At 69.6% G+C, this 20324-nt stretch carries 20 protein-coding genes and 1 pseudogene; 5 read left to right on the forward strand and 16 right to left on the reverse strand.

What is annotated here, in order from left to right; all coding sequences use genetic code 11:
- Positions 1-43: 43 nt before the first annotated feature.
- On the forward strand, positions 44-1165 hold the full coding sequence (pgfA, locus tag FB559_RS20270; protein WP_281286273.1) for a cell envelope lipid trafficking protein PgfA: 1122 nt from the start codon (positions 44-46) through the stop codon (positions 1163-1165).
- Between the two features lie 15 nt (positions 1166-1180).
- Here pgfA and FB559_RS20275 read toward each other — a convergent pair whose 3' ends face one another.
- The gene (locus FB559_RS20275) at positions 1181-2557 is read right to left on the reverse strand and encodes a M1 family metallopeptidase (RefSeq protein ID WP_141957086.1); all 1377 of its coding nucleotides are present in this window, start codon (positions 2555-2557) and stop codon (positions 1181-1183) included.
- Between the two features lie 65 nt (positions 2558-2622).
- Complete coding sequence (locus tag FB559_RS20280; RefSeq protein WP_141957087.1) at positions 2623-5094, reverse strand: M4 family metallopeptidase; 2472 nt, start codon at positions 5092-5094, stop codon at positions 2623-2625.
- Positions 5095-5625: 531 nt separating this feature from the next.
- On the opposite strand from FB559_RS20280, the gene FB559_RS20285 reads away from it, so the two are divergent.
- Positions 5626-6576: an NAD-dependent epimerase/dehydratase family protein gene (locus FB559_RS20285; RefSeq protein WP_141957088.1), complete on the forward strand. Its 951-nt coding sequence runs from the start codon at positions 5626-5628 to the stop codon at positions 6574-6576.
- 25 nt (positions 6577-6601) lie between these two features.
- Here the strand turns inward: FB559_RS20285 and FB559_RS20290 are convergent, their stop codons facing one another.
- From FB559_RS20290 to FB559_RS20300, 3 genes are all read right to left on the reverse strand, one after another.
- On the reverse strand, positions 6602-7231 hold the full coding sequence (locus FB559_RS20290; protein WP_141957089.1) for an RDD family protein: 630 nt from the start codon (positions 7229-7231) through the stop codon (positions 6602-6604).
- 54 nt (positions 7232-7285) lie between these two features.
- On the reverse strand, positions 7286-10120 hold the full coding sequence (locus FB559_RS20295; protein ID WP_141957090.1) for a helix-turn-helix transcriptional regulator: 2835 nt from the start codon (positions 10118-10120) through the stop codon (positions 7286-7288).
- 72 nt (positions 10121-10192) lie between these two features.
- Positions 10193-11515 carry an APC family permease gene (locus tag FB559_RS20300; RefSeq protein WP_221640096.1) on the reverse strand — a complete coding sequence of 441 codons (1323 nt, stop codon included), beginning with the start codon at positions 11513-11515 and terminating at the stop codon, positions 10193-10195.
- A 110-nt stretch (positions 11516-11625) separates the two neighbouring features.
- On the opposite strand from FB559_RS20300, the gene FB559_RS20305 reads away from it, so the two are divergent.
- Together FB559_RS20305 and FB559_RS20310 are read left to right on the forward strand one after the other, a co-directional pair.
- Complete coding sequence (locus FB559_RS20305; RefSeq protein ID WP_141957092.1) at positions 11626-12099, forward strand: Lrp/AsnC family transcriptional regulator; 474 nt, start codon at positions 11626-11628, stop codon at positions 12097-12099.
- An 83-nt stretch (positions 12100-12182) separates the two neighbouring features.
- Entirely contained in the window at positions 12183-13295 is a 1113-nt protein-coding gene (locus tag FB559_RS20310) for an NAD(P)H-dependent flavin oxidoreductase (protein ID WP_141957093.1), read from the forward strand.
- A gap of 16 nt (positions 13296-13311) precedes the next feature.
- On the opposite strand, the gene FB559_RS45610 is transcribed toward FB559_RS20310, so the two are convergent.
- The 9 genes and pseudogenes from FB559_RS45610 to FB559_RS20345 form a co-directional block, all read right to left on the reverse strand.
- Positions 13312-14010 (reverse strand): hypothetical protein, encoded by a 699-nt coding sequence (locus FB559_RS45610; RefSeq protein ID WP_246121777.1) that lies wholly within the window; start codon positions 14008-14010, stop codon positions 13312-13314.
- A gap of 14 nt (positions 14011-14024) precedes the next feature.
- A complete protein-coding gene (locus FB559_RS45615) occupies positions 14025-14408 on the reverse strand; it encodes a hypothetical protein (RefSeq protein ID WP_246121809.1) in 384 nt (127 codons plus the stop codon).
- A 172-nt stretch (positions 14409-14580) separates the two neighbouring features.
- Positions 14581-14742: pseudogene (locus FB559_RS46760) on the reverse strand (YbaB/EbfC family nucleoid-associated protein); the annotation flags it as partial.
- 110 nt (positions 14743-14852) lie between these two features.
- Positions 14853-15896 (reverse strand): adenosine deaminase, encoded by a 1044-nt coding sequence (gene add / locus FB559_RS20320; protein WP_141957095.1) that lies wholly within the window; start codon positions 15894-15896, stop codon positions 14853-14855.
- 80 nt (positions 15897-15976) lie between these two features.
- Entirely contained in the window at positions 15977-16315 is a 339-nt protein-coding gene (locus FB559_RS20325) for a hypothetical protein (RefSeq protein WP_141957096.1), read from the reverse strand.
- Positions 16316-16393: 78 nt separating this feature from the next.
- The gene (locus tag FB559_RS20330; protein ID WP_141957097.1) at positions 16394-17209 is read right to left on the reverse strand and encodes an SRPBCC family protein; all 816 of its coding nucleotides are present in this window, start codon (positions 17207-17209) and stop codon (positions 16394-16396) included.
- Positions 17210-17213: 4 nt separating this feature from the next.
- Positions 17214-17693, reverse strand: coding sequence for an SRPBCC family protein (locus FB559_RS20335; protein WP_141957098.1), 480 nt, complete (start codon positions 17691-17693; stop codon positions 17214-17216).
- The gene (locus FB559_RS20340; protein WP_141957099.1) at positions 17686-18057 is read right to left on the reverse strand and encodes an ArsR/SmtB family transcription factor; all 372 of its coding nucleotides are present in this window, start codon (positions 18055-18057) and stop codon (positions 17686-17688) included. Before FB559_RS20340 ends, FB559_RS20335 begins: the two co-directional genes overlap by 8 nt.
- 94 nt (positions 18058-18151) lie before the next feature.
- Positions 18152-18625, reverse strand: coding sequence for a MarR family winged helix-turn-helix transcriptional regulator (locus FB559_RS20345; protein ID WP_141957100.1), 474 nt, complete (start codon positions 18623-18625; stop codon positions 18152-18154).
- 241 nt (positions 18626-18866) lie between these two features.
- Here FB559_RS20345 and FB559_RS20350 point away from each other — a divergent pair, with 241 nt between their 5' ends.
- Positions 18867-19283 carry a hypothetical protein gene (locus FB559_RS20350; RefSeq protein ID WP_141957101.1) on the forward strand — a complete coding sequence of 139 codons (417 nt, stop codon included), beginning with the start codon at positions 18867-18869 and terminating at the stop codon, positions 19281-19283.
- Between the two features lie 63 nt (positions 19284-19346).
- On the opposite strand, the gene FB559_RS44000 is transcribed toward FB559_RS20350, so the two are convergent.
- Entirely contained in the window at positions 19347-19445 is a 99-nt protein-coding gene (locus tag FB559_RS44000; RefSeq protein ID WP_185792313.1) for a DUF397 domain-containing protein, read from the reverse strand.
- The gene (locus tag FB559_RS20360) at positions 19433-20209 is read right to left on the reverse strand and encodes a helix-turn-helix domain-containing protein (RefSeq protein WP_141957103.1); all 777 of its coding nucleotides are present in this window, start codon (positions 20207-20209) and stop codon (positions 19433-19435) included. Before FB559_RS20360 ends, FB559_RS44000 begins: the two co-directional genes overlap by 13 nt.
- Between the last annotated feature and the right edge of the window lie 115 nt (positions 20210-20324).

Consider the following 20324-nt stretch of genomic DNA (forward strand, 5'->3'; position numbering starts at 1 on the left):
TCACAAAGGCCATCCCATCGGTTCACAAATGCCACATTCGCTTATGATTCAGGCAATTTCCCCTGGGAGGTCAACGGTGCGGCGCAATGTCGGTTTGGTGTTGATCGGCGTCGGAGCGTTTTTTATCGCACTCGCTCCGTTGGTGCGTTTCTACGTGGCACGGCAACTGATCGCCGCGCCCCTTAACGTCTATGAGAAGACCACGCTCCGTGCCGATGGGGCCACGTATCTGGACACCACTCAATGGAAGCTCCAGAAGGGCGCCACGGTCACCGCCACCAACACCACTCGTGGCGACGTCCACGCTGGTGACGGCAAGGTCGCGGTCTGGGACTCGTTCACCTCGATCGAGGACACGGCCGCCAACGCGAAGATCGAGACGCAGGCACAGCGCGCCGTCTTCGACCGTCGTACCGCGCAGTTGCGCGACGGTCGCGGAGCGTCGGTGAACAGTGACGGCGCGGTAAAGCAGACGGGAGTCGGCCTCTTCTGGCCCGTCGGCGTGAAGCGCAAGTCCTACCCCTATTTCGACACCAGCACGAAGCGCGCCTGGCCCATGAACTACGAGGGCGAGGAAAAGGTCCAGGGGATCAAGACCTACCGCTTCGTCCAGCAGATCCCGCCGACCGTAACGGACTCGATCAAGCCGGGTGTGCCCGCGTCGCTGCTGGGCCTGCCGGCGGCCCAGGTGTCCAAGCTCCCGGGCTATGACAAGAAGAACAACGCGGTGGCGGTGGACCGCGTCTACCAGTCGACGGTCACGGCGTGGGTCGACCCGCGTACCGGGGCCCCGGTCAACCAGGAGCAGAAGGTCACGCAGACGCTGCGCACCAGCGACGGCGTCGACCGGCTCGTCGTGGCGGACCTGGACCTGAAGATGACGCCCGAGAGCCAGAAAAGCCTCGTGCACACCTCGAACACCGAGGCCACGAAGATCGGCCTGGTCAAGAGCTGGCTGCCGTACGGCGGCGGCGGTCTCGGCCTGATCCTGCTCATCGCGGGACTCCTGCTCCTCGTCTCCGCACGGCGTAGGCCCGCGCACCGCGCCGTCGGTTCGGGCACGTCCGCTGGGAACGGGGCGAAGGCCGAGGACACCGAGAACGCTGACGGCCCCCGGGCCGCCGGCGATGAGCCGGCCGACCGGGAGCCGTCCTCTGAGTCCTGACCTCCTGGCCGGTGGTCAGCCGTCGATGCGGTGCTGGGTCCAGAACGACGTCAGGTCGGTCGTGGTCAGCGCCTGGGCCGCCGCCTTGAACTCGGCGGTAGTAGAGACGCCGTACCAGTGGGACGCCGCGTAGTCGTGCGTCAGCTTGGTCATGGCGGTGGTGCCGAGCACCCGGCTCAGGTCGTGCAGTGCGCAGCGGCCGTAGGTGTACACGACCGTCGAGTACCGGCTCGAGTGGGCGTCCCAGTACGCCATCGAGTTGGTGATCTTCTCGGCGGACGAGGCCCACGAGACGCTGTTCCAGCAACCGGAGCCGGTGTTGCCCTGGTAGAGGTCGGTGGCGTAGTCGGCGAACGACTCGTCCAGCCAGGGGCTGGTGTACTCATCGTCGCCGACGATGCCGTACCACCACTGGTGGGCGAGCTCGTGCGCCATCGCGGTGGAGCTGACCAGGTCCAGGATGAACCCGGGGTACTCCATGCCGCCGAACCAGAAGTTGTTGTCCAGGACGACGTCGGCCTCGCCGTACGGATAGGCGCCGAACCGCTGGCTGTGCGCGTCCAGCGCCGACTTCGAGGTGTTCAGCATCGAGGTCGCCGAGCCGGCCGAGATGTTGCTCACGCGGTAGACGTTGACCTTCACCCCTCCGGTGGAGGTGCCGGTGGTGAGGGTGAACGGCCCGGCCGCCCAGGCGAAGTCGCGCACCTTCGAGGCGGTCGCGGTCGTGATCGTACGGCCCGAGGCGCCGGCCTGGTCCACGGACGTCCCGGTCGCCGGGACCTTGAGCGAGGTCGGGTGGTCGAGCGTGACGGTGAAGTCGCTCGCCAGTGAGTAGAAGGACTCGCCGTTGTTGGTGTACGGGTTCAGGTGCCAGCCCGCGCCGTCGTGCACGGCCAGCACCGGCAGCGCGTTGCCGATGAAGTTGTAGGACCCGTCGTGACCGAAGCGGTCGGCGCCGCTCGGCACGACGATGCTCAGGTCGAAGCCGACGGTGCCACGTGCGCCCTGCGCCAGGGGAGCGGACAGGGTGATCTTCAACGCGGTGCAGCCGACCTCGAGCGCGCCGGCCGTGCCGCCGGTCACGTTCGTCACGGTGATCGGCGTGGACGGGCAGCTGCCGTGGTAGTTGTCCCACAGCCGCAGGTAGACCTCGTTCAGCGGGTCGGCCGCGGCGTTGGTGAAGCTCACCGACTCGTGCCCGGTCCAGGTGGTGCCGGACGTGTTGCTGGTCAGGCTGACCGTGTACGACGGAGAGGCCGGCGTACGGGTCGGGTCGGCGGCCAGGCGTGAGGCGGCGTGGGCGGGCGCCCGTACGGTCTCGGCCGCCTGCGCGGCGGTCAGCGGCGTCATCGCCGCGACCAGGGCGGCAAGGATCGCGATCTTTGTTCTCATCTTGGAACTCCCGAGGATGCGAGGGCCCCGGGTGCTCGCGCCCCCGGGGCCCTCTTGGATCACGGTCAGGACGCGTTGACCGCCACGTCGTCGAGGACGAAGCTGGTCTGCAAGGACGAGTCCTCGGTGCCGGTGAACGATAGCGTCACGGTCTGGCCTGCGAAGGAAGACACGTCAAAGGTCTTGTTCGCGTAGCCGGATGCGGCGTTGGCGTTGCTGTAGGTGGCGAGTGTGGTGCTACCGACCTTGACGGTGAGCTTGTCGTAGGCCGTGGAGCCGGTCTCGTCGGTGTCGATGTGCAGCCACAGGCTGAGCGAGGCGTGGCAGCCCGCCGGGATGGTGATCGACTGGGTGGCCGTGTCGGTGTGCGTGGTGGCGTAGCCGTTGAGCCAGGCGAAGTGCGTACCGGAGTGCGCGGTCTCACCGTTGCCGTTGGCCGAGACGACACCCGAGGTGGTCGTCCACGGCGTGGTCCCGCTCTCGAAGCCGCCGTTCGTCACCTTGTCGCCCGACGAGGAGCAGCCGCCGCCGACCGGGTTGACCGTCCACGTGAACGTGGCCGATCCGGTCGCGTTGGAGGTGTTCTTCGCCGTCACCGTGACCGAGGAGCTGCCGGCGGTGGTGGGGGTGCCGGAGATCAGGCCGCTGGTGGCGTTGATCGACAGCCCGGCGGGCAGGCCCGTCGCGCTGTAAGTCAGCGTCTGGCCGGCCGGGTCGGAGGCCTGGATCTGCAGGCTGGCGGCCGTACCGACCGTGCTGGACTGGCTACCGGGGTTGGTCACCGACGGTGCTCCGGGCTGGCCGGGGCAGGTGCCGGGGACCGGGTCGGAGCCGGTGACGCTGACGGCGGCCCAGGCGGCGTTCACCGCGTTGTACTCGGTGCAGTGGGTGCCGTACAGGTCCGCGGCGGCCTTGAGCGAGTCGGTACGCGCGTTGGCGTAGGTCTCGTTGCTGTTGGCGTACGACGCGAGCGCCCGGTACCAGATCTTGGCGGACTTGTCGTTGCCGATGCCGGTGAGCGTGGAGCTGTTGCAGGTCGGGCTGTTGCCGTACCCGTGGTTGCCGCTACCGACGGCCAGCAGGAAGAACCAGTGGATGAGCGGGCCGTTGGAGTAGTGCGGGTCGAGCCCGCCGTTGGCGCTGGTGTAGCAGTTCGGCGAGGCGCCGTCGAGCGAGGGCTGGTACATGTAGCGCAGCGGCGTGCCGTTGCCGTTGATGTTGATCAGCTCGCCCATGGTGTAGTCGGGCGTGTCCTTGGCGTTGTTGGCGTAGAACTCCACCATCGTCCCGAAGATGTCGCTGGTGCCCTCGTTCATGCCACCGGTCTCGCCGTTCTCCTCCCAGCCGGTGAGCGCGCCGCTGACACCGTGGCTCATCTCGTGCCCGGCCACGTCGATCTCGACCAGCGGCTTGGAGTTGCCCGAGCCGTCGCCGTACGTCATCTGGGAGCCGTCCCAGAAGGCGTTGACGTACGCGTTGCCGTAGTGCGTCCGCGAAGGCACACCGGCGCCGGTGCCGAAGATGCCGTTACGGCCGTGGGTGTTCTTGTAGTAGTCGAACGTCTCCGCGGCGCCGTAGTGCGCGTCGACGCCGGCCGAGGCCGCGTCGCTGTTGGTGCCGTTGCCGAACGTCCCGGTGGTGTTGCTGAAGGTCGTGCCGGTCCCGCTCGTGGCGTGGTTCAGGTTCGTGGTGAACCCGTTGCCGTGCGAGGGGTCCTTCATCGAGTACGTGCTGCCGGACTGGGTCAGGTCGATCGGCACGCTACCGCTGTAGATCGAGTTGCCCGTGCCGCCCACGAGGGGCGCGGCCGCGCTGCCGGCCGCACTGTTGGCCTCGGCGGCCTTCTGCTGGGCCGGGGAGAGCAGCGTGTCGATCTCGTCCCGCTGGGTGACGACCTTTCCCTTGGTGGCGTCCACCAGGACGTGCAGGACGCTCGGCGTACGGTCGGCCCGTACGCCCTTGACGACGGTCTCCCACACGAGCTGGGAGGACCGGCCGGTGGCCCAGACCGCCAGGTGCGGCTTGCCGACGGAGGCGACCGTCCCGTGCAGCTGCGCGCGGGACGTGCTTGCGGCGGCGGACGCGGCGACCTTGGGGGAGGTCGAGACCGCGGCGGCGGGTGTGGCCGTGTTCACCGCGCGGTAGGAACCGCCCGGCTTGAGGTGCACGACCAGGTCACCGCCGTAGACGGGCAGGCCGTGGAACGTACGGTCGAAGCGCACGTCGGCGGAGCCGTCCTTGGCGACGACGACCGAACGCTCGGTGAACGCGTTGCCCGACCGTACGTGGGCGGTGCTCTTGTGCGCGGACAGGGCCTTGCGCGCGTCGGCGACCACCCGCTTCCGGGTGGCGGCCGACGGATTGGTGGTGAAGTCGTCCTTCGTGAACGCCGAGTGGCCCGCGGGCTGGGTCCTGGCGGGTGCGGGCGGCTTGGCGGGGGAGGCGGGTGATGCACTGGCAGCGGGGGCTGCCAGCAGCGCGGCCGCGACGGCGAGTGTGGCGGTAGCCGACACCGTCGCGATGCGTGGTCTGAACATGGGCGGAGAATTCCTTTCGCCATTGAACGTTGCGCCCGCGGTAGCGGACAGGCGAGCGGACATGAGCTCGTGACCGTTCTGTGCGGAACGGCCTGCGGGCGGGGACCTGGCAGGGGGTCGCCTGCTCTGTAGGGCCTTGGCGGGGGTGGCCCACTGGAGCGGGCACTGCGACGGCGAGCCGGAACGCGATGCACGCTCCCGGTCGCGATCCGGGGTGCGTGGCGTGCGTTCTGGCGGCGAGACCTCCTTCCGGTTCGCGGTGAGATCGAGGTGTTCGCCGCCTCCTGGTCAGGAGTGTCCGCATGGAGGGCAGGCCGGTGAAGACACCGTGAGGAGCCGTAGGGATATCCCTACGCCCGCTTCCGGCCAGGCCGTGCGCCCGTGGCACGGCCGACCGGTCCTGGTCGTCTCTCGGTGTTAACCCGGCGTCACGGTGCGGTGCGGTGGCCGCGGAAGGCGGCCTCTTGTCGCCGGAGAGGTTGCCACTAAACTCTGCGGACGGCCGCTGGGCGAACAACACCGGGAGATCCTGTGTCCGCTGCATCCGACCTGCACGTCGTCCTCGGCGCCGGAGGCGCCATCGGTGGCTCCGTGGCCCGCGAGCTCGCCTCCCGTGGACGCCGCGTACGCGCGGTGAACCGCAGCGGCAAGGTGCCGTCGCTGGACGGCGTCGAGGCCCACCGGGGCGACATCACCTCGGCCGAGGGCGCCAAGGCGGCCTGCGAGGGCGCCGATGTCGTCTACCACTGCGCCGCCCCCGCCTACACCCGGTGGGTGCAGGAGTTCCCCCGCATGACCGACGCGGTGCGCGAGGGTGCGGCCGCCGCGGGCGCCAAACTGGTCTTCGCCGACAACCTGTACATGTACGGTCCCGTCGGCGCGCCGATGACCGAGGACATGCCGTCTGCGGCCCGCAATCCCAAGGGCCGCGTTCGCGCCGAGATGGCCGAGTCACTCCTGGCGGGTCACCGCTCCGGCGAGCTGCGCGTCGCCATCGGCAGGGCGTCCGACTACTACGGTCCCGGCGGGGTGAACACCACCGCCGGCACGACGGTCTTCGGCGCCGCGCTCCGTGGGAAGGTCGCCCGCTGGGTCGGATCGCTCGACCAGCCCCACTCGCTCGGCTACCTGCCCGACATCGCCAAGGGCCTCGTCGTGCTCGGCGGTGATGAACGGGCGGACGGTGAGGTCTGGCACCTGCCGGCGGCAGAGCCGCTGACGGGAGAGGAGTTCCTTGACCTGGTCTTCGCGGAGCTCGGTCAGCCCCGGAAGATCGCGGCCCTCGGGCGTGGCATGCAACGCGCCATCGGACTCGTGAACCCCACCGTCCGCGCCCTCGGCGAGACCTGGTACCAGCGCGATCGCCCTTTCGTCACCGATGCCTCGAAGTTCACAGGCACCTTCGGCCCGTTCGCCGTGACCCCGCACGCCGAGGCCATCGCCGCAACCCTCGACTGGTACCGCGCGCGTCCCACCCCGTGACCGGGCCCGCCGCGTGGGCCTCAGGTCACTTCCCGTCTCTGTAGGGATTCGGTATGCCTGGCCCGGCCTGCACGACGACCGTCCGCGCCACCTTGTCGTGCAGCGCCTGGCGACGTGGATCCCACAAGATCCAGGCGGGATCGAGATCGCTGAGGAGTCCGACGACGATGACGACGACGAGGTTGCCGAGCCCGATGATCAGGTTGAGCGGAGCGAATACCAGCTCGCGCAGGGTGGACTGTCCGTAGCCGATCGCACCGCCGTCGCCGGCCCGTACGACGCGAATATCCATCGCCCGTTTACCGAGCGTCTGGCCCCATCGCGCCTGAGGCAGCACGAAAATGAAGATCATGAGGATGAGGTAGATCAAGGTGTCGGCGACGCCGTAGGCAATGCCGTGCCTTTCCCTGTGAAGCCCGATATAGAGGGATACCGTCCCGAGGTGGGCGATGGTGTTGAGGGTGGAGCCGTCGATGAGCCCAGCGATCAGGCGACGCGACTTCCTGGAATATTCCCATCGCGGTGCGTACCACCCGGGCGGTGGCCCGTCCCTCGTGGGGACGGCCGTCCCGTGGCCGGGAGGCGCCTGTCCGTAGAACGGCCCGCTCGCAGGGACCTCAGGACCGCCGGGCCGATGCCACTGGGGTGGCTCCATTGACTACCTCCGATAGGAACACGAACTACTAGCAGGGTGACCGAGCTCCAAATGCTAGGCGGGGTGGTCGCCCGGCGGGCGGAACGCGGCAAGGCGGGCGATGTCGACGCGGGAGCGTACGCCTAGCTTGCGGTACGTGCGGGTGAGGGCGGCCTCCACCGTCTTGACGCTTACGAACAGGCGTGCCGCGATCTCCCGGTTCGTGGCCCCTTCCGCGACCAGGACCGCGACCCGGCGCTCGACCCCGGCGAGGGTCCGCAGGGGGTCCGCCTCGTCGGCGACCGCCGGGACGCCGACGTCGAGCAGGTCGAGCTCGGCCACCACCGTCGCCATCCACGGCGTCGCCTTCGCGCGCGAGAACACCCGGCGTGCGGCGCGCAGTGACTCTCGCGCTCCCGCCGTGTCGCCCCTCCGTACCCGTAGCCGGCCGAGTTCGAGCCGCGCCCGGCCCTCCTCCAGCGGGTACGGCGAGGCCGTGAGCGCGGCGACGGCGCGGTCCAGGCCCTCCGCCGCGCCGTCCAGATCACCGCGCGCCGCGGCCGTCAGCGCGGAGGCACGCTCCAGTACGGCCAGCACGCCGCGGCGGCCGAGGCGTACCGCGTCACGCCTGGTCGCCTCGATCAGCTCGGCCGCCTCGTCGACGGCGCCGATCCTCACGAGCGCTTCGGCGAGGTCACCGTGCCAGCGGCGCAACGCGGGTTCGGCCAGGCCCTGTTCGTCCTCCATCCGGCGTACGCGGCGCAGCGCCGCGGCGGCACCGGCCGCGTCGCCGCGCAGCAGCCGGATGTGGCCGGCGGCGTGCAGGGCGTGCGGCAGGAAGAGCAGGTCGCCGTCGTCCTCGCTCTGGGCGACGGCGCGTTCGGCGGCGGCCAGCGCACGGTCGAGCGAACCGCCGGCGGCCTCGGCGAAGGCCACCGCGCACCACGCGGGCCCGCGGCTCAGCTCGCTGTCCTCGGACAGCCGCAGGCACTGGTCGGCGAGGTCCAGGGCCCGGTCACAGCGGCCGCGGAAGATCTCGACCTGGGAGGAGCCGTACAGGCACATGAACAGGCTCTCCACCGCGCCGCGCTGGCGCACGACATAGGTGAGCGAGCGCAGCTCCGCGCGGGCCTCCTCCAGCCGGTCGTGCAGCAGATGATGCCGGTGGCGCAGGTAGACCGGGCCGTTGTGGTCGAACCGGATGGCCGGGTCCTGCGAGCCGGCCAGCGCGCGGGCCAGGGTCTGCTCCGCCTCGAGACGGCCGGTGCTGAACTCGACGAGCGCCTGTTTCGTCAGCGCCAGCACCTCGGTACGGCGGTCGCCGGCCTCGGCGGCGAGCCGGGCGGCCGTGGCCGCCTCGTCGCGCGCCTTGGCCGCCGAGCCTTTGACCAGCCAGGCCCGCCAGGCGAGCCGGTAGTGCAGCGGCGCGAGCAGCGCGGGGTCATCGCGTGCGTCGGCGAGCGCGCGGGGGAAGACGTCGTCCAGCTCCGCCAGCGCCTGGCCGACGGAGTCGAGCAATACGATCCAGGCGCGTACGCGTTCGGCCGGCGGGGACGCCTGTTCGAGCACCTGCTCGGCGATGCCGCGCGCCAGCGCGAACTCGCCCGAGGCCAGCGCGTCCTCGGCGGCGGTGAGCCGCAGCCCGGCCTCGTCCTCCTCCTCGGTGGTGCGGTCGGCGGCGAGCAGGCCGAGCCGGGCCGCGGCGGCGCGCGCTCCACGGCGCCGCGCCGCCGTGGCGGCCTCGCTCAGCGTGGCCGCGACCTCGGCGTCGCGTCCGGGCGCGACGAGGGCGAGATGGCGGGCACGCTCGACCGGGTCGGAGACCGCGTCGGCGAGTGCCGTGTGCACCGCGAGTCGCTCACGCTCGGTGGCCTCGGAGTACAGGACGGCCGACAGCAGGGGATGGGTGAACCGTACGACCTCGCCCGGCATGACGATGCCGGCCTCACGTGCCTCGGCGATGTCACCCGCCGCCTCGGACCGGCCCGCGCCGCGCAGCAGCGCGAGCGTCGGCCGGGCAACCGCGCACGCGGTGAGCAGGGTGCGCCGGGCCCTCGCCGACAGCGCCATCAGGCGGCCGAGCATGAGGGAGCGCAGGCTGTCCGGCACCGGCAGCGGCGCGGCCGGGTCCAGCGGCCCGTCGTGCTCGGCGAGCGCGCGGCCCAGTTCCATGGCGAAGAACGGGTTGCCGTCGCTGGCCCGGTGGACCTTGGCCAGTACGGGCCGCGGCAGGCCGAGATCGCCCAGCAGCCGGGTGACCTCGGCGGCGGTCATCGGCGGGACGTCGAACGAGCGCACGGGCGGGGGGCAGAGGCGAGGCTCCGGCCGCGGGTCCGCGGGCCCGGTGCGCAGGCCGACCAGAGCGTGGAGCCGCAGCCCTCGCGCGCGGCGTGCCATGAACGCCAGCAGCTCCGCACTCGGCGCGTCGAGCCACTGGGCGTCGTCGACCACCAGTAACACCGGTCCGGAGGCGCACAGCGCGCGGAAGGTGGCCAGGACGGCCATCCGCAGGCCGAGGACGTCACGCTCGCCCACCGGGTCGGTACGCCGGAGCAGCGCCGAGTCCAGGGCGGCGCGCTGGTGCTTGGGCAGGGTGTCCAGGACGTCGTCGCCGGTATCGGCCAGCAGGTCGATCAGGCCGAGGAACGGCAGATGGCGCTCGGTCTCCGACAGCGAGCAGTGCAGCACCTGGTGGTCGGCGAACTCCCCGGCCAGGGCGCTGAGCAGGGTCGACTTGCCGATTCCGGCCGGTCCGGTCAGGAGCACGCTGCCACCGCCTGCGAGGTGTTCGCGCGCTCCCGCGATCAGCGGTCCACGGTCCACCAGGGCATGGGCCGAAAGCCCGCCGACCGGTCCCGCCGCCGTCGGCGGACCGGCCTCACCACGGACCGCTCCGATCGCTTCGGTCATCCGCGTCGGCCCTCCGTACGCGGCTCTCAGCGTGAGCCCCGGCGCGAAAGTTAACAACGGGTCATATCGGCGTCAACACCCCAGATCGATTCGCGACCGAGTCGAGTTGTGCAGGCCGCGTCCGCGGACCACCAGGGCTCCCACCGTGGCGACGGCGGCGGGGAGGAGAAGGAAGAGACCGCACGAGAGCAACATCAGGCCGGTGAAGACCGTGGCCGCTCCGGCGAGCGCGCGGCCATGGCGGCGCCCGCCGCGTGAGAGGAGCCGTGTCGCGGCGGCCATGCCGACGAGCGTCACGGCCGCCAGGCACGCCGCGGTCGCGCGCATGAGCGTGTCCAGGCCGAGCCCCGACGGGACGGCGACCGCGGTCAGCAGGCCGGTGAGGCCCGCGAGCAGCAGCAGGCTGCGGTGCGGAACCTGCCCGGCCGCCGCGCCCCTGGCGAGCCCCGCGGGCAGCGCTCCGTCACGTGCCAGCGCCGCGCCGAGCCTCGCGCCCCCCGCGATGTAGGTGTTGACCGCGATGAAGGTCAGGATGACGGCCACCACGCCCGTGGTCTCCCGCGCCAGGTCACCGATCCCCTCTTGCAGGAGCAGTGACAGGGGTACCGGCGAGGCGGCGGCCCGGTCGCCGAGCACGCCGACCACCGCGATCGCCAGCCCGAGGTAGAGCGTGCCGACGATGAGCAGTGCCAGCCCGGTGGCCCGCGGCAGCAGACGCTCCGGATCGGCGAAGTCGGCCGACAGGTGAGTGACCGCCTCCCATCCGGCGAAGGCGAAGAACAGCAGGCCGGCCGCGTGTACGACGCCGCTGCCGCCGTGCGGGGCGAACGGGGTGAAGTTCCCTGTCCGCACGTCCGGTCCGGACGCGAGGATCGCGACGGCCAGCACCACGACCAGCACGCAAACGAGAACGAGTTGCACTCTGCCGGACGTGCGGAGCCCCCCGTGGTTGGTGACGAACGCCCCCGCGAGCAACGCCACCGCGACCACGAGGGGCCACGGGCGACCGACGCCCACGGCCGAGGCGACATAGTCGCCGCCGATCAGCGCGCCCGACAGGACGCCCAACGGCACGGCCGCGTAGAAACACCAGCCCACGACCGCGGCGGTGCGGGGCCCGAACGCCCGCGCGGCGAAGGTGGCCACCCCGCCGCCGTCGGGAAAGCGGGCGCCCAGCACCGCGAAGGTCAGCGCCACAGGTGCGCTGATGACCAGCAACGCGGCCCAGACCACGATCGAGGCGGGCCCGGCCGCCTCCGCCGCCAGGTGCGGCAGGGCCAGCACGCCCGGCCCGAGTACGGCACCGACGAGAAGCGCGGTCCCCTGCGCCGCGCCGAGCCGGTGCCCGTGTTCTCCTCCGGCCGAGCGCTCCGCCGGACCTGATCGCGTCGACAACGCCATGACGTTCCCCCAATGGTCAGTACGACGGGGGAACGGTAGTCAGTCAGACGGGCGAATCGACCTCGGCCCGAACGATCGCTCGAAATCCATGCCAATATCCGAACATGGACGAAATCGACACCAAGATTATGGACCTTCTCCAAACGGATGCTCGGCTGTCCAACCGTGAGCTCGCACGCCGGCTCGGCGTCGCGCCGTCGACCTCCCTGGAGCGGATCCGCGTACTCACTCGCCGCGGTGTGATCCGTGGCTACCACGCCGACATCAGCCTGACCGCGCTGAACCGGGGAGTGCAGGCCCTGGTCGCCGTCAAGCTGCGTACGCCCGCCCGTGCGGCCATCGACGGCTTCAAGGAGTTCGCGTCCCGGCTGCCCGAGGTGATCAGTGTTTTCGTGGTCGCGGGGGATGACGACTTCCTGGTGCACGTCGGCGTTCAGGACCTCGACCACCTGCACGCCTTCCTGGTCGACCGCCTCAGCAGCCGGCGTGACATCGCCGGGTTCCGTACGTCGGTGGTCTTCGAGGAGACGCGCAAGACCAAGCTCGGCCGGCTCGAGTCCTCCGCGGTCGGCGCCTGAACGTCCGCCGGTCGCCGTGATTCGCATGAGACATAAACTAGAACACGTTGCAGTTTCGGCCGCCGCGTGCGTACTGTACGGAGGTGCGGACACGGGTAACGGAGCTTTTCGGGATCGAGTATCCGATCTTTGCGTTCAGTCACTGCCGCGACGTGGTCGCGGCGGTGAGCCGCGCCGGCGGCATGGGCGTCCTCGGCGCCCTGTACTTCACCCCCGAGGAGCTCGAGACCGAGCTGGCCTGGATCGACGACCACGTCGGCGGCAAACCGTACGGCGTCGACGTCGTGATGCCCGCCAAGTACGAGGGCGCGGACCTCGGCGACGCAGGCGAGATGCTGAGCCGGCTGCAGGGCATGATCCCCGAGGGGCATCGCCGCTTCGTCAACGAGCTGCTCGAGAGCCACGGCATCGACCCGCTGACCGAGGAGGGGGCCGGCCACTACCTATTGGGCTGGACCGACGCCACCGCGCGTCCGCAGGTCGAGGTGGCGTTCAAGCACCCGATCGCGCTGCTCGCCAGCGCGCTCGGCCCGCCCCCGGCGGACGTGGTCGAAGAGGCGCACAAGCAGGGCGTGACGGTCGCCGGGCTGGCCAGCAGCGCCCGGCACGCGCGCAAGCAGAAGGAGGTGGGCGTCGACATCATCGTCGCCCAGGGCACCGAGGCGGGCGGCCACACCGGCGAGATCTCCACGATGGTGCTCATCCCCGAGGTCGTCGACGCCGTAGGCCCGGACACCATGGTGCTGGCCGCGGGCGGCATCGGCCGGGGCCGTCAGATGGCGGCCGGGCTCGCGCTCGGTGCCGAGGGCGTGTGGACCGGCTCGATCTGGCTGACCGTCGAGGAGGCCGACACCCCCGAGGCGTCGCGCGACCGGATGCTGGGTGCGACCTCACGCGACACCGTGCGGTCGCGGTCGTGGACCGGCAAGCCCGCGCGGATGCTCAAGACCGCGTGGACCGACGCGTGGGAGTCCGCCGAGTCGCCCGGCACGCTGCCGATGCCCATGCAGTTCATGCTCATCTCGGACGCCCTCAAGCGGATCAACCAGTCCGGCGCGGGCGAGCTGACGACCTTCCCGGTCGGCCAGATCGTCGGCACGATGAACCAGGTGAAGTCCACCTCACGGGTGATCTACGAGCTGGTCGAGGAGTACATCGAGACGATGGAGCGCCTGAGTTCGATCGTCGAGGACTGAGCGGCCGGGCTCCTCGTCATCTGCCGTGCTCGACCCAGTGCTCATAGGTGCTGGGGGCGCCCGAACTCACCGTCTGCGGCCCGTCCGGAAGCACGGTGGTGGCCTGGGCGGCGTTGTCGGCCACACGGTCGAGCGCCGCGCCGGCCTGCTCGATGATCTTTACCTGCGCGTCGATCGAGTCTTGCGTCCGCTGGTTCAGCTGCCGGAGCTGCTCCCTCAGCGCGTCGACCGTCGCGAAGTCCGCGTCGACGTCCTCCTCGTACGCGCCTTCGACACCGGGAAGGTAGAGATGGGCGCCGAAGACCTTCAGGTACTTGGGGCCGAACAGGTGGCCGCCGCGGGAGAGGTCGTTCCTGGCGGCCTCCAGCGCCTGGTAGGCCGCGCGTTTGTGACTGACGACGATCCCGGCGATGTTGTTCAGTGCCCCGGCCACCGGCGGCGCCTGCGCGGCGACGCTGTAGCAGTGCTTGCGTGGATAGTTCTCATAGAAGTCGACGAACGCGTCCAGAGGACGGTCGTGGCCCCGTACCCAGGAGCTTTGCGGATCCCAGACCGTTCCGGGCTGGCTCTTGGGCCAGTCCGCCTGATTCCTGAAGTACGTCGCGGCGCTCTCCCATTTCTTGCTGAGAGCGCTCAGATGGTCCTCGTCGAGGGTCAGCGGCTCGTAGTCGACGAGGTGTGCCGTCGCCCTGAGATCGTCCGGCATCTTGATCATCGGGATCGGTTCCCTCAGTCGGTGAGCTTCGGCGGCAGCGGGACGTCGAAGACGGCGCGTTCGTTCTCGTCCTCGGCGGCCGCGTAGTCGGCGGCCATCTTCTTCACCCCGGCGCTGGTTCCGCCCTGCTCCCCACAGATCCGCTGGTCGGCCCAGTAGAGGCTGTAGAGAAGCCGGCTGTACTTCTTTGAGAAGTGCTGGGTACGGAAATCGCCGTCGGACTCCCAGGTCGTGCCCCATCCCGGTTCGGTGGCCACACCCAGCCGGGTGCCCGGGTCCTCGATATCGTTCTTCGCCACGGACGCATTCGAGGGGTCGGCGGGTATTTGGGCGAGCGCCCAGGTCGTCTTGTCGAGCATGGCCTTGTCGGCCGTCATCGTTCGCTGGTCGACGCCCACGCTCAACCGTCCATTCGCTTGAGGATTTCGGTGCCGTTGTTGTCGTACAGCGCCGTCTTGCGGAGATACTCGGCGTTGATCTGCTCGAGTTCGCCCGACAGGCGCCGGGCCGCCTCGCGGTTCGCCTCACGGTCCCGTTCGGCGGCCGCAGGAGTTCCACCTGGGCGGCCGACACCGCCTCCACGATCGCGTCCGCCAGGTCATCGACGGCGAGTCGTTTGACCTTGGGAGCGAGCGTCACGGATTCGACGAGGCCGCCGGCATGAAAGGCGACACGCACCAAGCCGTCGGCCGCGGTGGCGGTCACCCGCGAATCGTCGGTGGCTTCGGTCACGTCTCACCCCATGGTCGATCAACGGTGGGGTGAACGTATCGACCTCGGGAGCGCGAATGGTAACGGTTGAATTTTTCCTGTATTGAGGCGATATTCGCCGGGGAAAGTGCCTATTCTGCTTCCGCGCTTTCGGTCACATGGGCCGCCTGGACGGCGTCGAGCTCGGCGAGGATCGCCTCCTTGCGATCCCCGTCGAGGAACGACGCGCGTACGGTGTTGCGTGCCAGGTCCGCCACTCCGGCCGCGCCGAGGCCCAGGTCGACCGCCGCGGTCCGATACTCCTTGGTCAGCGTCGTCCCGAACATCGGCGGGTCGTCGCTGTTCAGCGTGGCGTACAGACCCTCCTCGATCAGCCGGGGCAGCGGGTGGGCCTCGATGGAGGGCACCTGGCGCGTGCACACGTTGGACGTCGGGCACACCTCCAGGGGCAGCTGCGTCTCGCGGAGGTAGGCCATCAGGTCCGGGTCCTCGACGCAGCGGATCCCGTGCCCGATCCGCTCGGCGCCCAGACCGCGGATCGCCTCCCAGATCGTCTCCGGCCCGCTCATCTCGCCCGCGTGCGGCACGCTGTGCAGGCCCGCGGCGATGGCGGCGCGGAAGGCGTCGCGTATCGCCTCCTCGTGCCCGGCCCGGTCCTGCTCGATGCCGCCGATGCCGAAGCCGACGATGGCCTCCGGCGGCTGCGAGAGCGCGTGGTCGATCGTGAAGCGCGCCGCCTCGTCCCCGAACTCGCCCGGGATGTCGAAGACGTACGCGACCTCGATCCGGTCCGCGACCTGCCGCGCCGCGACGTCGAGCGCCTCGGTGACGGCCTTCATCGGCATGCCCATGGCGACGACGTGCGAGAACGGCGTGACGGTCAGCTCCACGTAGCGGACGTTCTGCGCCGCGAGGTCGCGGGCGGCCCCGACGACGAGGGCCGCGACGTCCTCCGGCTCGCGTACGAGGCCGTTGACCCCGAAGTAGACCTCGGCGAAGTGCGGGAAGTCGCGGAACTCATAGAACTTCCGCAGGGCCTCCTCGTCGGTCGGCACGTGATGGCCGGTGTGCCGGCGGGCGAGTTCGAGCACGGTCGGCAGGCTGGCCGAACCGACCAGGTGAACGTGAAGTTCGACTTTGGGCAGAGCGTCGATGAAGGTGTCCAGCGCGGTCATGGGGCCTGAAGCTAACAGCGGATCCGGAGCGCAGGCGAGCAGAAAGGGCGTTATCTAACACAAATACGGCAGAAACCGTGTCAGCGGCCCACGAGCCAGGAGAGGAGGCCGCCGCCGACGAGGTAGGCGGCGCCGGCGACGATCCAGTTCTCGGTCAGCCGTTCGCGGGCGTTCGGGTCGTGGAAGATGCCGTGGAACGGTGTCGCCAGCCAGGTGCCCGCCCGCATGACGGTGTGGACGACGTCGTTGCCGGGGTTGGCCTTCGCCCAGGTGAGCGCGATGCCGAAGACGAGGATCGCGGTGACGGCCAGGGCCGCGAGCCAGATCACCCGCCCGATCGCGTACCCGATGCCCGAACGGCGCCGGCGATCCGAAAGGTCCCAGCCGCCGAATCGCAGGGGCCCGATGTGACCGCTCATGGGAGATCTCCTCCTCAGGCTTCGTACCGGGGTTGTCCCTCGAGAGGGCGGCGTCAAACCCGCCAGGCGTCGAACCCGCTAGGTGTCAAGCCAGATGGGCCGCCAGTCGGCGAGCTCGTGGTAGCGGCGCAGGGAGGAGACCGCCGACAGCCAGCCCGTCCAGCCCGGGTACGGCGGCGAGCCGGGATCGAAGCCGCTCAGGCCGAGCCTCAGCAGCGTCCCGCCGTCGTGGTCCTCCAGCTCCCATGTCGAGATGCCGGAGTCCTCCGCCAGAGAGAGCAGGCGGCCGGGCTCCAGCGCGCGTACGGTGCCGATCGGGCCGCCGCGCCGGATGGTCCAGGACCCGCCGACGTACGGCTCGATCTCGACGGGCAGCCCGAACCACCGGCTGAACTCCTCAGAGGCGGTGAGCGAGCCGAACACGGCATCGCGTGGCGCACCGATGGCGACCTCCGTCCGCAGGTCACGCGCGGTGTAGTCGCATTTGGGTGTGGTCGGACGGTCCATGAGATGGTCGGTGAGGTTCCCGAGCGCCAGCGACCAGAACACCGTCAACGCGATGCCGACGGGGTATCCGGAGTACGCGCCCTCGAAGCAGGTCTGCGACAACGTCACCACGGTGGAGCCGGCGTCTTCCTCCAGGAGCACCTCGACGATCGTCTCCTCGCCGCTCAGCTCCCAGGAGAAGCGCAGTGTGCGGTCGTCGAGGTGCAGCGGCCGCTGGCGGGGCTTCTCGCCCTGCGGCGTGTGGCGGCCCCAGAACGCGTACCGGCCAGGCTCGGCCTCGACGTGGTCGGCCAGCCAGTGCCGCAGTGCCGTGGCGTCGGTCCATGCGTTCCGGACCGCCCCGATGGAGGCGGGCAGCCGGACACGCAGCCGGATCGGGTCGGCCATCGCGTCAGCCGGCCTGCAGCTTGGCGAGCAGCTCGCCCAGCCGCTCGTCGGAGTCGCGCACGCCGCGCTCAGCGCCGGAGGCGATCATCCCGTCACGGTCCTCGACCGACTGGAAGCTGGAGACCGTACGCACCAGCGTCCGGCCGTCGCGTTCGACCAGGGTGAGCGTGTCCATGGCGACGTGGCCCGGCATGCCCTCGAACTCGAAGGTCTGCACGGTGCCTTCCGGCGAGGGGTTGCCGTGGAAGACCCCGTGGAAGCCGAACTCGTTGCCGTCGGCGTCCGAGGAGATGTAGCGCCACTTGCCGCCGTCGCGCACGTCGTACTCCTCGATCTTCATGGTCAGCTCGCGTGGGCCCAGCCACTGCACGATCAGCTCGGGCTCGGTGAAGGCCTGGAACACCAGGTCCCGCGGTGCGTCGAACTCCCGCTCGACGATGATCTGCGGAATGCCGGGCTCGGCGGTGATCTGCGTCTTACCCATGGTCGTCTCCCTCTGTCCGTGCGACCGTGCCGCGGCCGCCCTTGCCTTGCAGGGCCGCGAGCAGCTCGTCCAGCCGCTCGTGGCTCTCGTCCCAGAATCGCTGGTAGCGGGTCAACCAGGTGGTCACCTCGCGGAGTGGCTCGGCCTCCAGATGACTGAGCCGGGCGGTCGCCCGCCGGGTGCGCGAGATGAGTCCGGCGTTCTCCAGCACCTTGAGGTGCCGGGAGATCGCCGGCTGTGACATCACGAACGGCGCCGCGAGCTCGGCCACGGTCGCGTCACCCTCGGTCAGTCGTACGAGGATCGCCCGGCGGGTGGGGTCCGCGAGCGCCCCGAACACGAGGCTGAGCCGGTCGGACGTCATCCATAACCACCTTGTTTCAGAACGAATGTGTTAAGAATGCGGACATGTGTGTCCGCTGTCAAGACCTGCCGGAGATCGGCGACGGACGCGTGGGTCAGCCGAGGTGCTTCACGCGCTCGATCACGCCGGGGGACGCCTCGTTCGTACGTGCCAGGTAGTCCAGGATCAGTTCGAGCTGCTCGTCGCTGTACGTCTCGAGGAGCTCGCCGTACATCTCGGCGACGGGCCGGAACCTGGCGCCGAGCTCGGCGACCGGGGCGTCCTTGGTGGCCTCCACGATGACGCGACGGCGATCCGCGTCGTCGCGGCGGCGGCGCACCATGCCGGCCTTCTCGAGGCGGTCGATGAGGGCGGTGATCGCGCCACCCGTGGTGAGGAACATCGCCTGCGCGAGCTGGCCCGGGGTCATCGGGCCGCGGAGCTGGAGCAGGTTGATGCACTGCATGTCGGTGACGTTGATGCCCGACCTGCTGGCGATGGCGTGGTGGAGCAGGACCGTCCATGCCGTACTCACGCGTGCCTGGTGGCCCAGCTCGGCGATGAGCTTGGCCCGGTCCGGCGCCGTCATGGAACCCACCTCACAGTCAGGCGTGGTCAGCGATCCACGAGAGAACACCTCTCGGAGATAGAGATGCTCTAGGGCGAGTTTACCCGTGCGGAGGGCGGATTCCGGTGAGGGCCGGAGCCCGCTTCACCGCCGCGCTCAAGGGCCGCTCCGAGCACACCGCAGGCCTGTTGACAACGGAATATCCGCAGGTCAGGAGCTGTTATGTTGATTAGGCTACCTAAGTTGAATCCGAGGTGGTTACATGCCTGACTCGATCACCCTCACCGACGATGTGACCTCCGCCACGTGGCTGCCGCTCGACGGCATCAAGCCCGGTAAGCGCGGAGCCGTGACCGTGACCGTCACCTTCAACGGCCCGGCCGACGCCGACATCGCGATGTACGCCCAGGGCGAGGCCACCGGCCCTCTCGCCCAGCGGCTCCGGCTCGCGATCTTCGAGAGCACCGCGAACCTCATGCCGTTCCCCGTCTTCAACGGCACCCTCGCCGACTTCACCGGCCATACGTCATACGACCGCGGCGTCGGCCGGTGGAAGGGACACGGCGACGGCCGGGACCACACCGTGATGTACGAGGTCGTGTGGAGCCTGCCGAAGGACGCCGACACCCCGGACGACGAGCCGAAACTCGGCCTCGTCTGGGAAGCCCGCGCCGCCTAGCGGAGCCGCGAATGAAAGAACCCCCGGTAGCCAGAAGGCCCGAGGGTTCTTTCCTGTTCGAGCTCAGTCGCGGTGCGCCTCGAGGACCGCTATCTCGACACAGTCGTCATTGTTGCCGCCCGTTCGGGTCGACTTACGCCAGGGGGTCGTCAGGGTGCCCATCGTTCCTCCGCCGTCCGCGCGATCAATTCCTTGGACATTCCCACCGGCAGCGCATCGGCCTTGATCGCTTCCCATGCGGCGTCCGCTCGCACGTGGTCGTCGAGGGAGGTGGCAATCAATCCGCGCACGGCCGTCTCCAAGTATATGGCTGTACTGCCGTTTTCCAGCGTAGCGAGGACGAACGGCCCCTGGGTGGCCAGGTGCCCGCCATTCGGCAGTATCTGAATCTGGACCTTTGGAGAGGAGATCTCGACCAGGTGTGCCAGTTGCCCTCGCATGGCCTCGGGCCCGCCGACATCCCGCCAGAGCACGGACTCATCGAGCACGACATGCAGCGTTGGGGGTTCGGGGCGTTCGAGTATCCGCTGACGTTCCAGCCGCCTGCTGATGGCCATGTCGTCACCGTTCAGTACGGCTCGGGTGTACGCCTCCGTCTGAAGCAGTCCATAGATCAAACGCGGCTGGAAGGTCTTGAGGGCTCTGGCGCCCTCCTCGTAGGGCATCCACTCGGCGCACCACGGCGGGATGTCGTCCTTGCGATAGTCCAGGAGCCGAACGAGGGCACCGTCGGATTCGAGCGTCTTGTTGCACGAGGCGGCGAACTCCGGTGTCGCCGGGACCTGGCCGGTCTCGATCTGCGACACGAGTGACGGCGAGTAATTGATCTTCGCGGCGAACTCGGTCTGGGTAAGTCCGGCCGCCTTCCGGTAGTGCCGCAACTCGCGGCCCCATATCGCCATTGGGGTGTACGTGGAGTCCGCCATATCCGCCTCATTTGCCCGATTTCAAGTTGCTTCAATGCGTGAGCCGATCCGAATAATTCAATGACTTGCGCGCTTCGCGCCTCCACAGAATAGGGCCGCTCTGCGATTCTGTAGA

It is taken from the genome of Actinoallomurus bryophytorum (assembly GCF_006716425.1).
Taxonomy (GTDB): Bacteria; Actinomycetota; Actinomycetes; order Streptosporangiales; family Streptosporangiaceae; genus Actinoallomurus; species Actinoallomurus bryophytorum.

Excerpts from the sequence above, each read along its gene's own strand:
- pgfA (WP_281286273.1), top strand. The coding sequence starts at position 44 with ATGATTCAGGCAATTTCCCCTGGGAGGTCAACGGTGCGGCGCAATGTC.
- FB559_RS20275 (WP_141957086.1), bottom strand. The coding sequence starts at position 2,557 with ATGAGAACAAAGATCGCGATCCTTGCCGCCCTGGTCGCGGCGATGACG.
- FB559_RS20280 (WP_141957087.1), bottom strand. The coding sequence starts at position 5,094 with ATGTTCAGACCACGCATCGCGACGGTGTCGGCTACCGCCACACTCGCC.
- FB559_RS20290 (WP_141957089.1), bottom strand. The coding sequence starts at position 7,231 with ATGGAGCCACCCCAGTGGCATCGGCCCGGCGGTCCTGAGGTCCCTGCG.
- FB559_RS20295 (WP_141957090.1), bottom strand. The coding sequence starts at position 10,120 with ATGACCGAAGCGATCGGAGCGGTCCGTGGTGAGGCCGGTCCGCCGACG.
- FB559_RS20305 (WP_141957092.1), top strand. The coding sequence starts at position 11,626 with ATGGACGAAATCGACACCAAGATTATGGACCTTCTCCAAACGGATGCT.
- FB559_RS45610 (WP_246121777.1), bottom strand. The coding sequence starts at position 14,010 with ATGATCAAGATGCCGGACGATCTCAGGGCGACGGCACACCTCGTCGAC.
- add (WP_141957095.1), bottom strand. The coding sequence starts at position 15,896 with ATGACCGCGCTGGACACCTTCATCGACGCTCTGCCCAAAGTCGAACTT.
- FB559_RS20325 (WP_141957096.1), bottom strand. The coding sequence starts at position 16,315 with ATGAGCGGTCACATCGGGCCCCTGCGATTCGGCGGCTGGGACCTTTCG.
- FB559_RS20330 (WP_141957097.1), bottom strand. The coding sequence starts at position 17,209 with ATGGCCGACCCGATCCGGCTGCGTGTCCGGCTGCCCGCCTCCATCGGG.
- FB559_RS20335 (WP_141957098.1), bottom strand. The coding sequence starts at position 17,693 with ATGGGTAAGACGCAGATCACCGCCGAGCCCGGCATTCCGCAGATCATC.
- FB559_RS20340 (WP_141957099.1), bottom strand. The coding sequence starts at position 18,057 with ATGACGTCCGACCGGCTCAGCCTCGTGTTCGGGGCGCTCGCGGACCCC.
- FB559_RS20345 (WP_141957100.1), bottom strand. The coding sequence starts at position 18,625 with ATGACGGCGCCGGACCGGGCCAAGCTCATCGCCGAGCTGGGCCACCAG.
- FB559_RS20350 (WP_141957101.1), top strand. The coding sequence starts at position 18,867 with ATGCCTGACTCGATCACCCTCACCGACGATGTGACCTCCGCCACGTGG.
- FB559_RS44000 (WP_185792313.1), bottom strand. The coding sequence starts at position 19,445 with ATGGGCACCCTGACGACCCCCTGGCGTAAGTCGACCCGAACGGGCGGC.
- FB559_RS20360 (WP_141957103.1), bottom strand. The coding sequence starts at position 20,209 with ATGGCGGACTCCACGTACACCCCAATGGCGATATGGGGCCGCGAGTTG.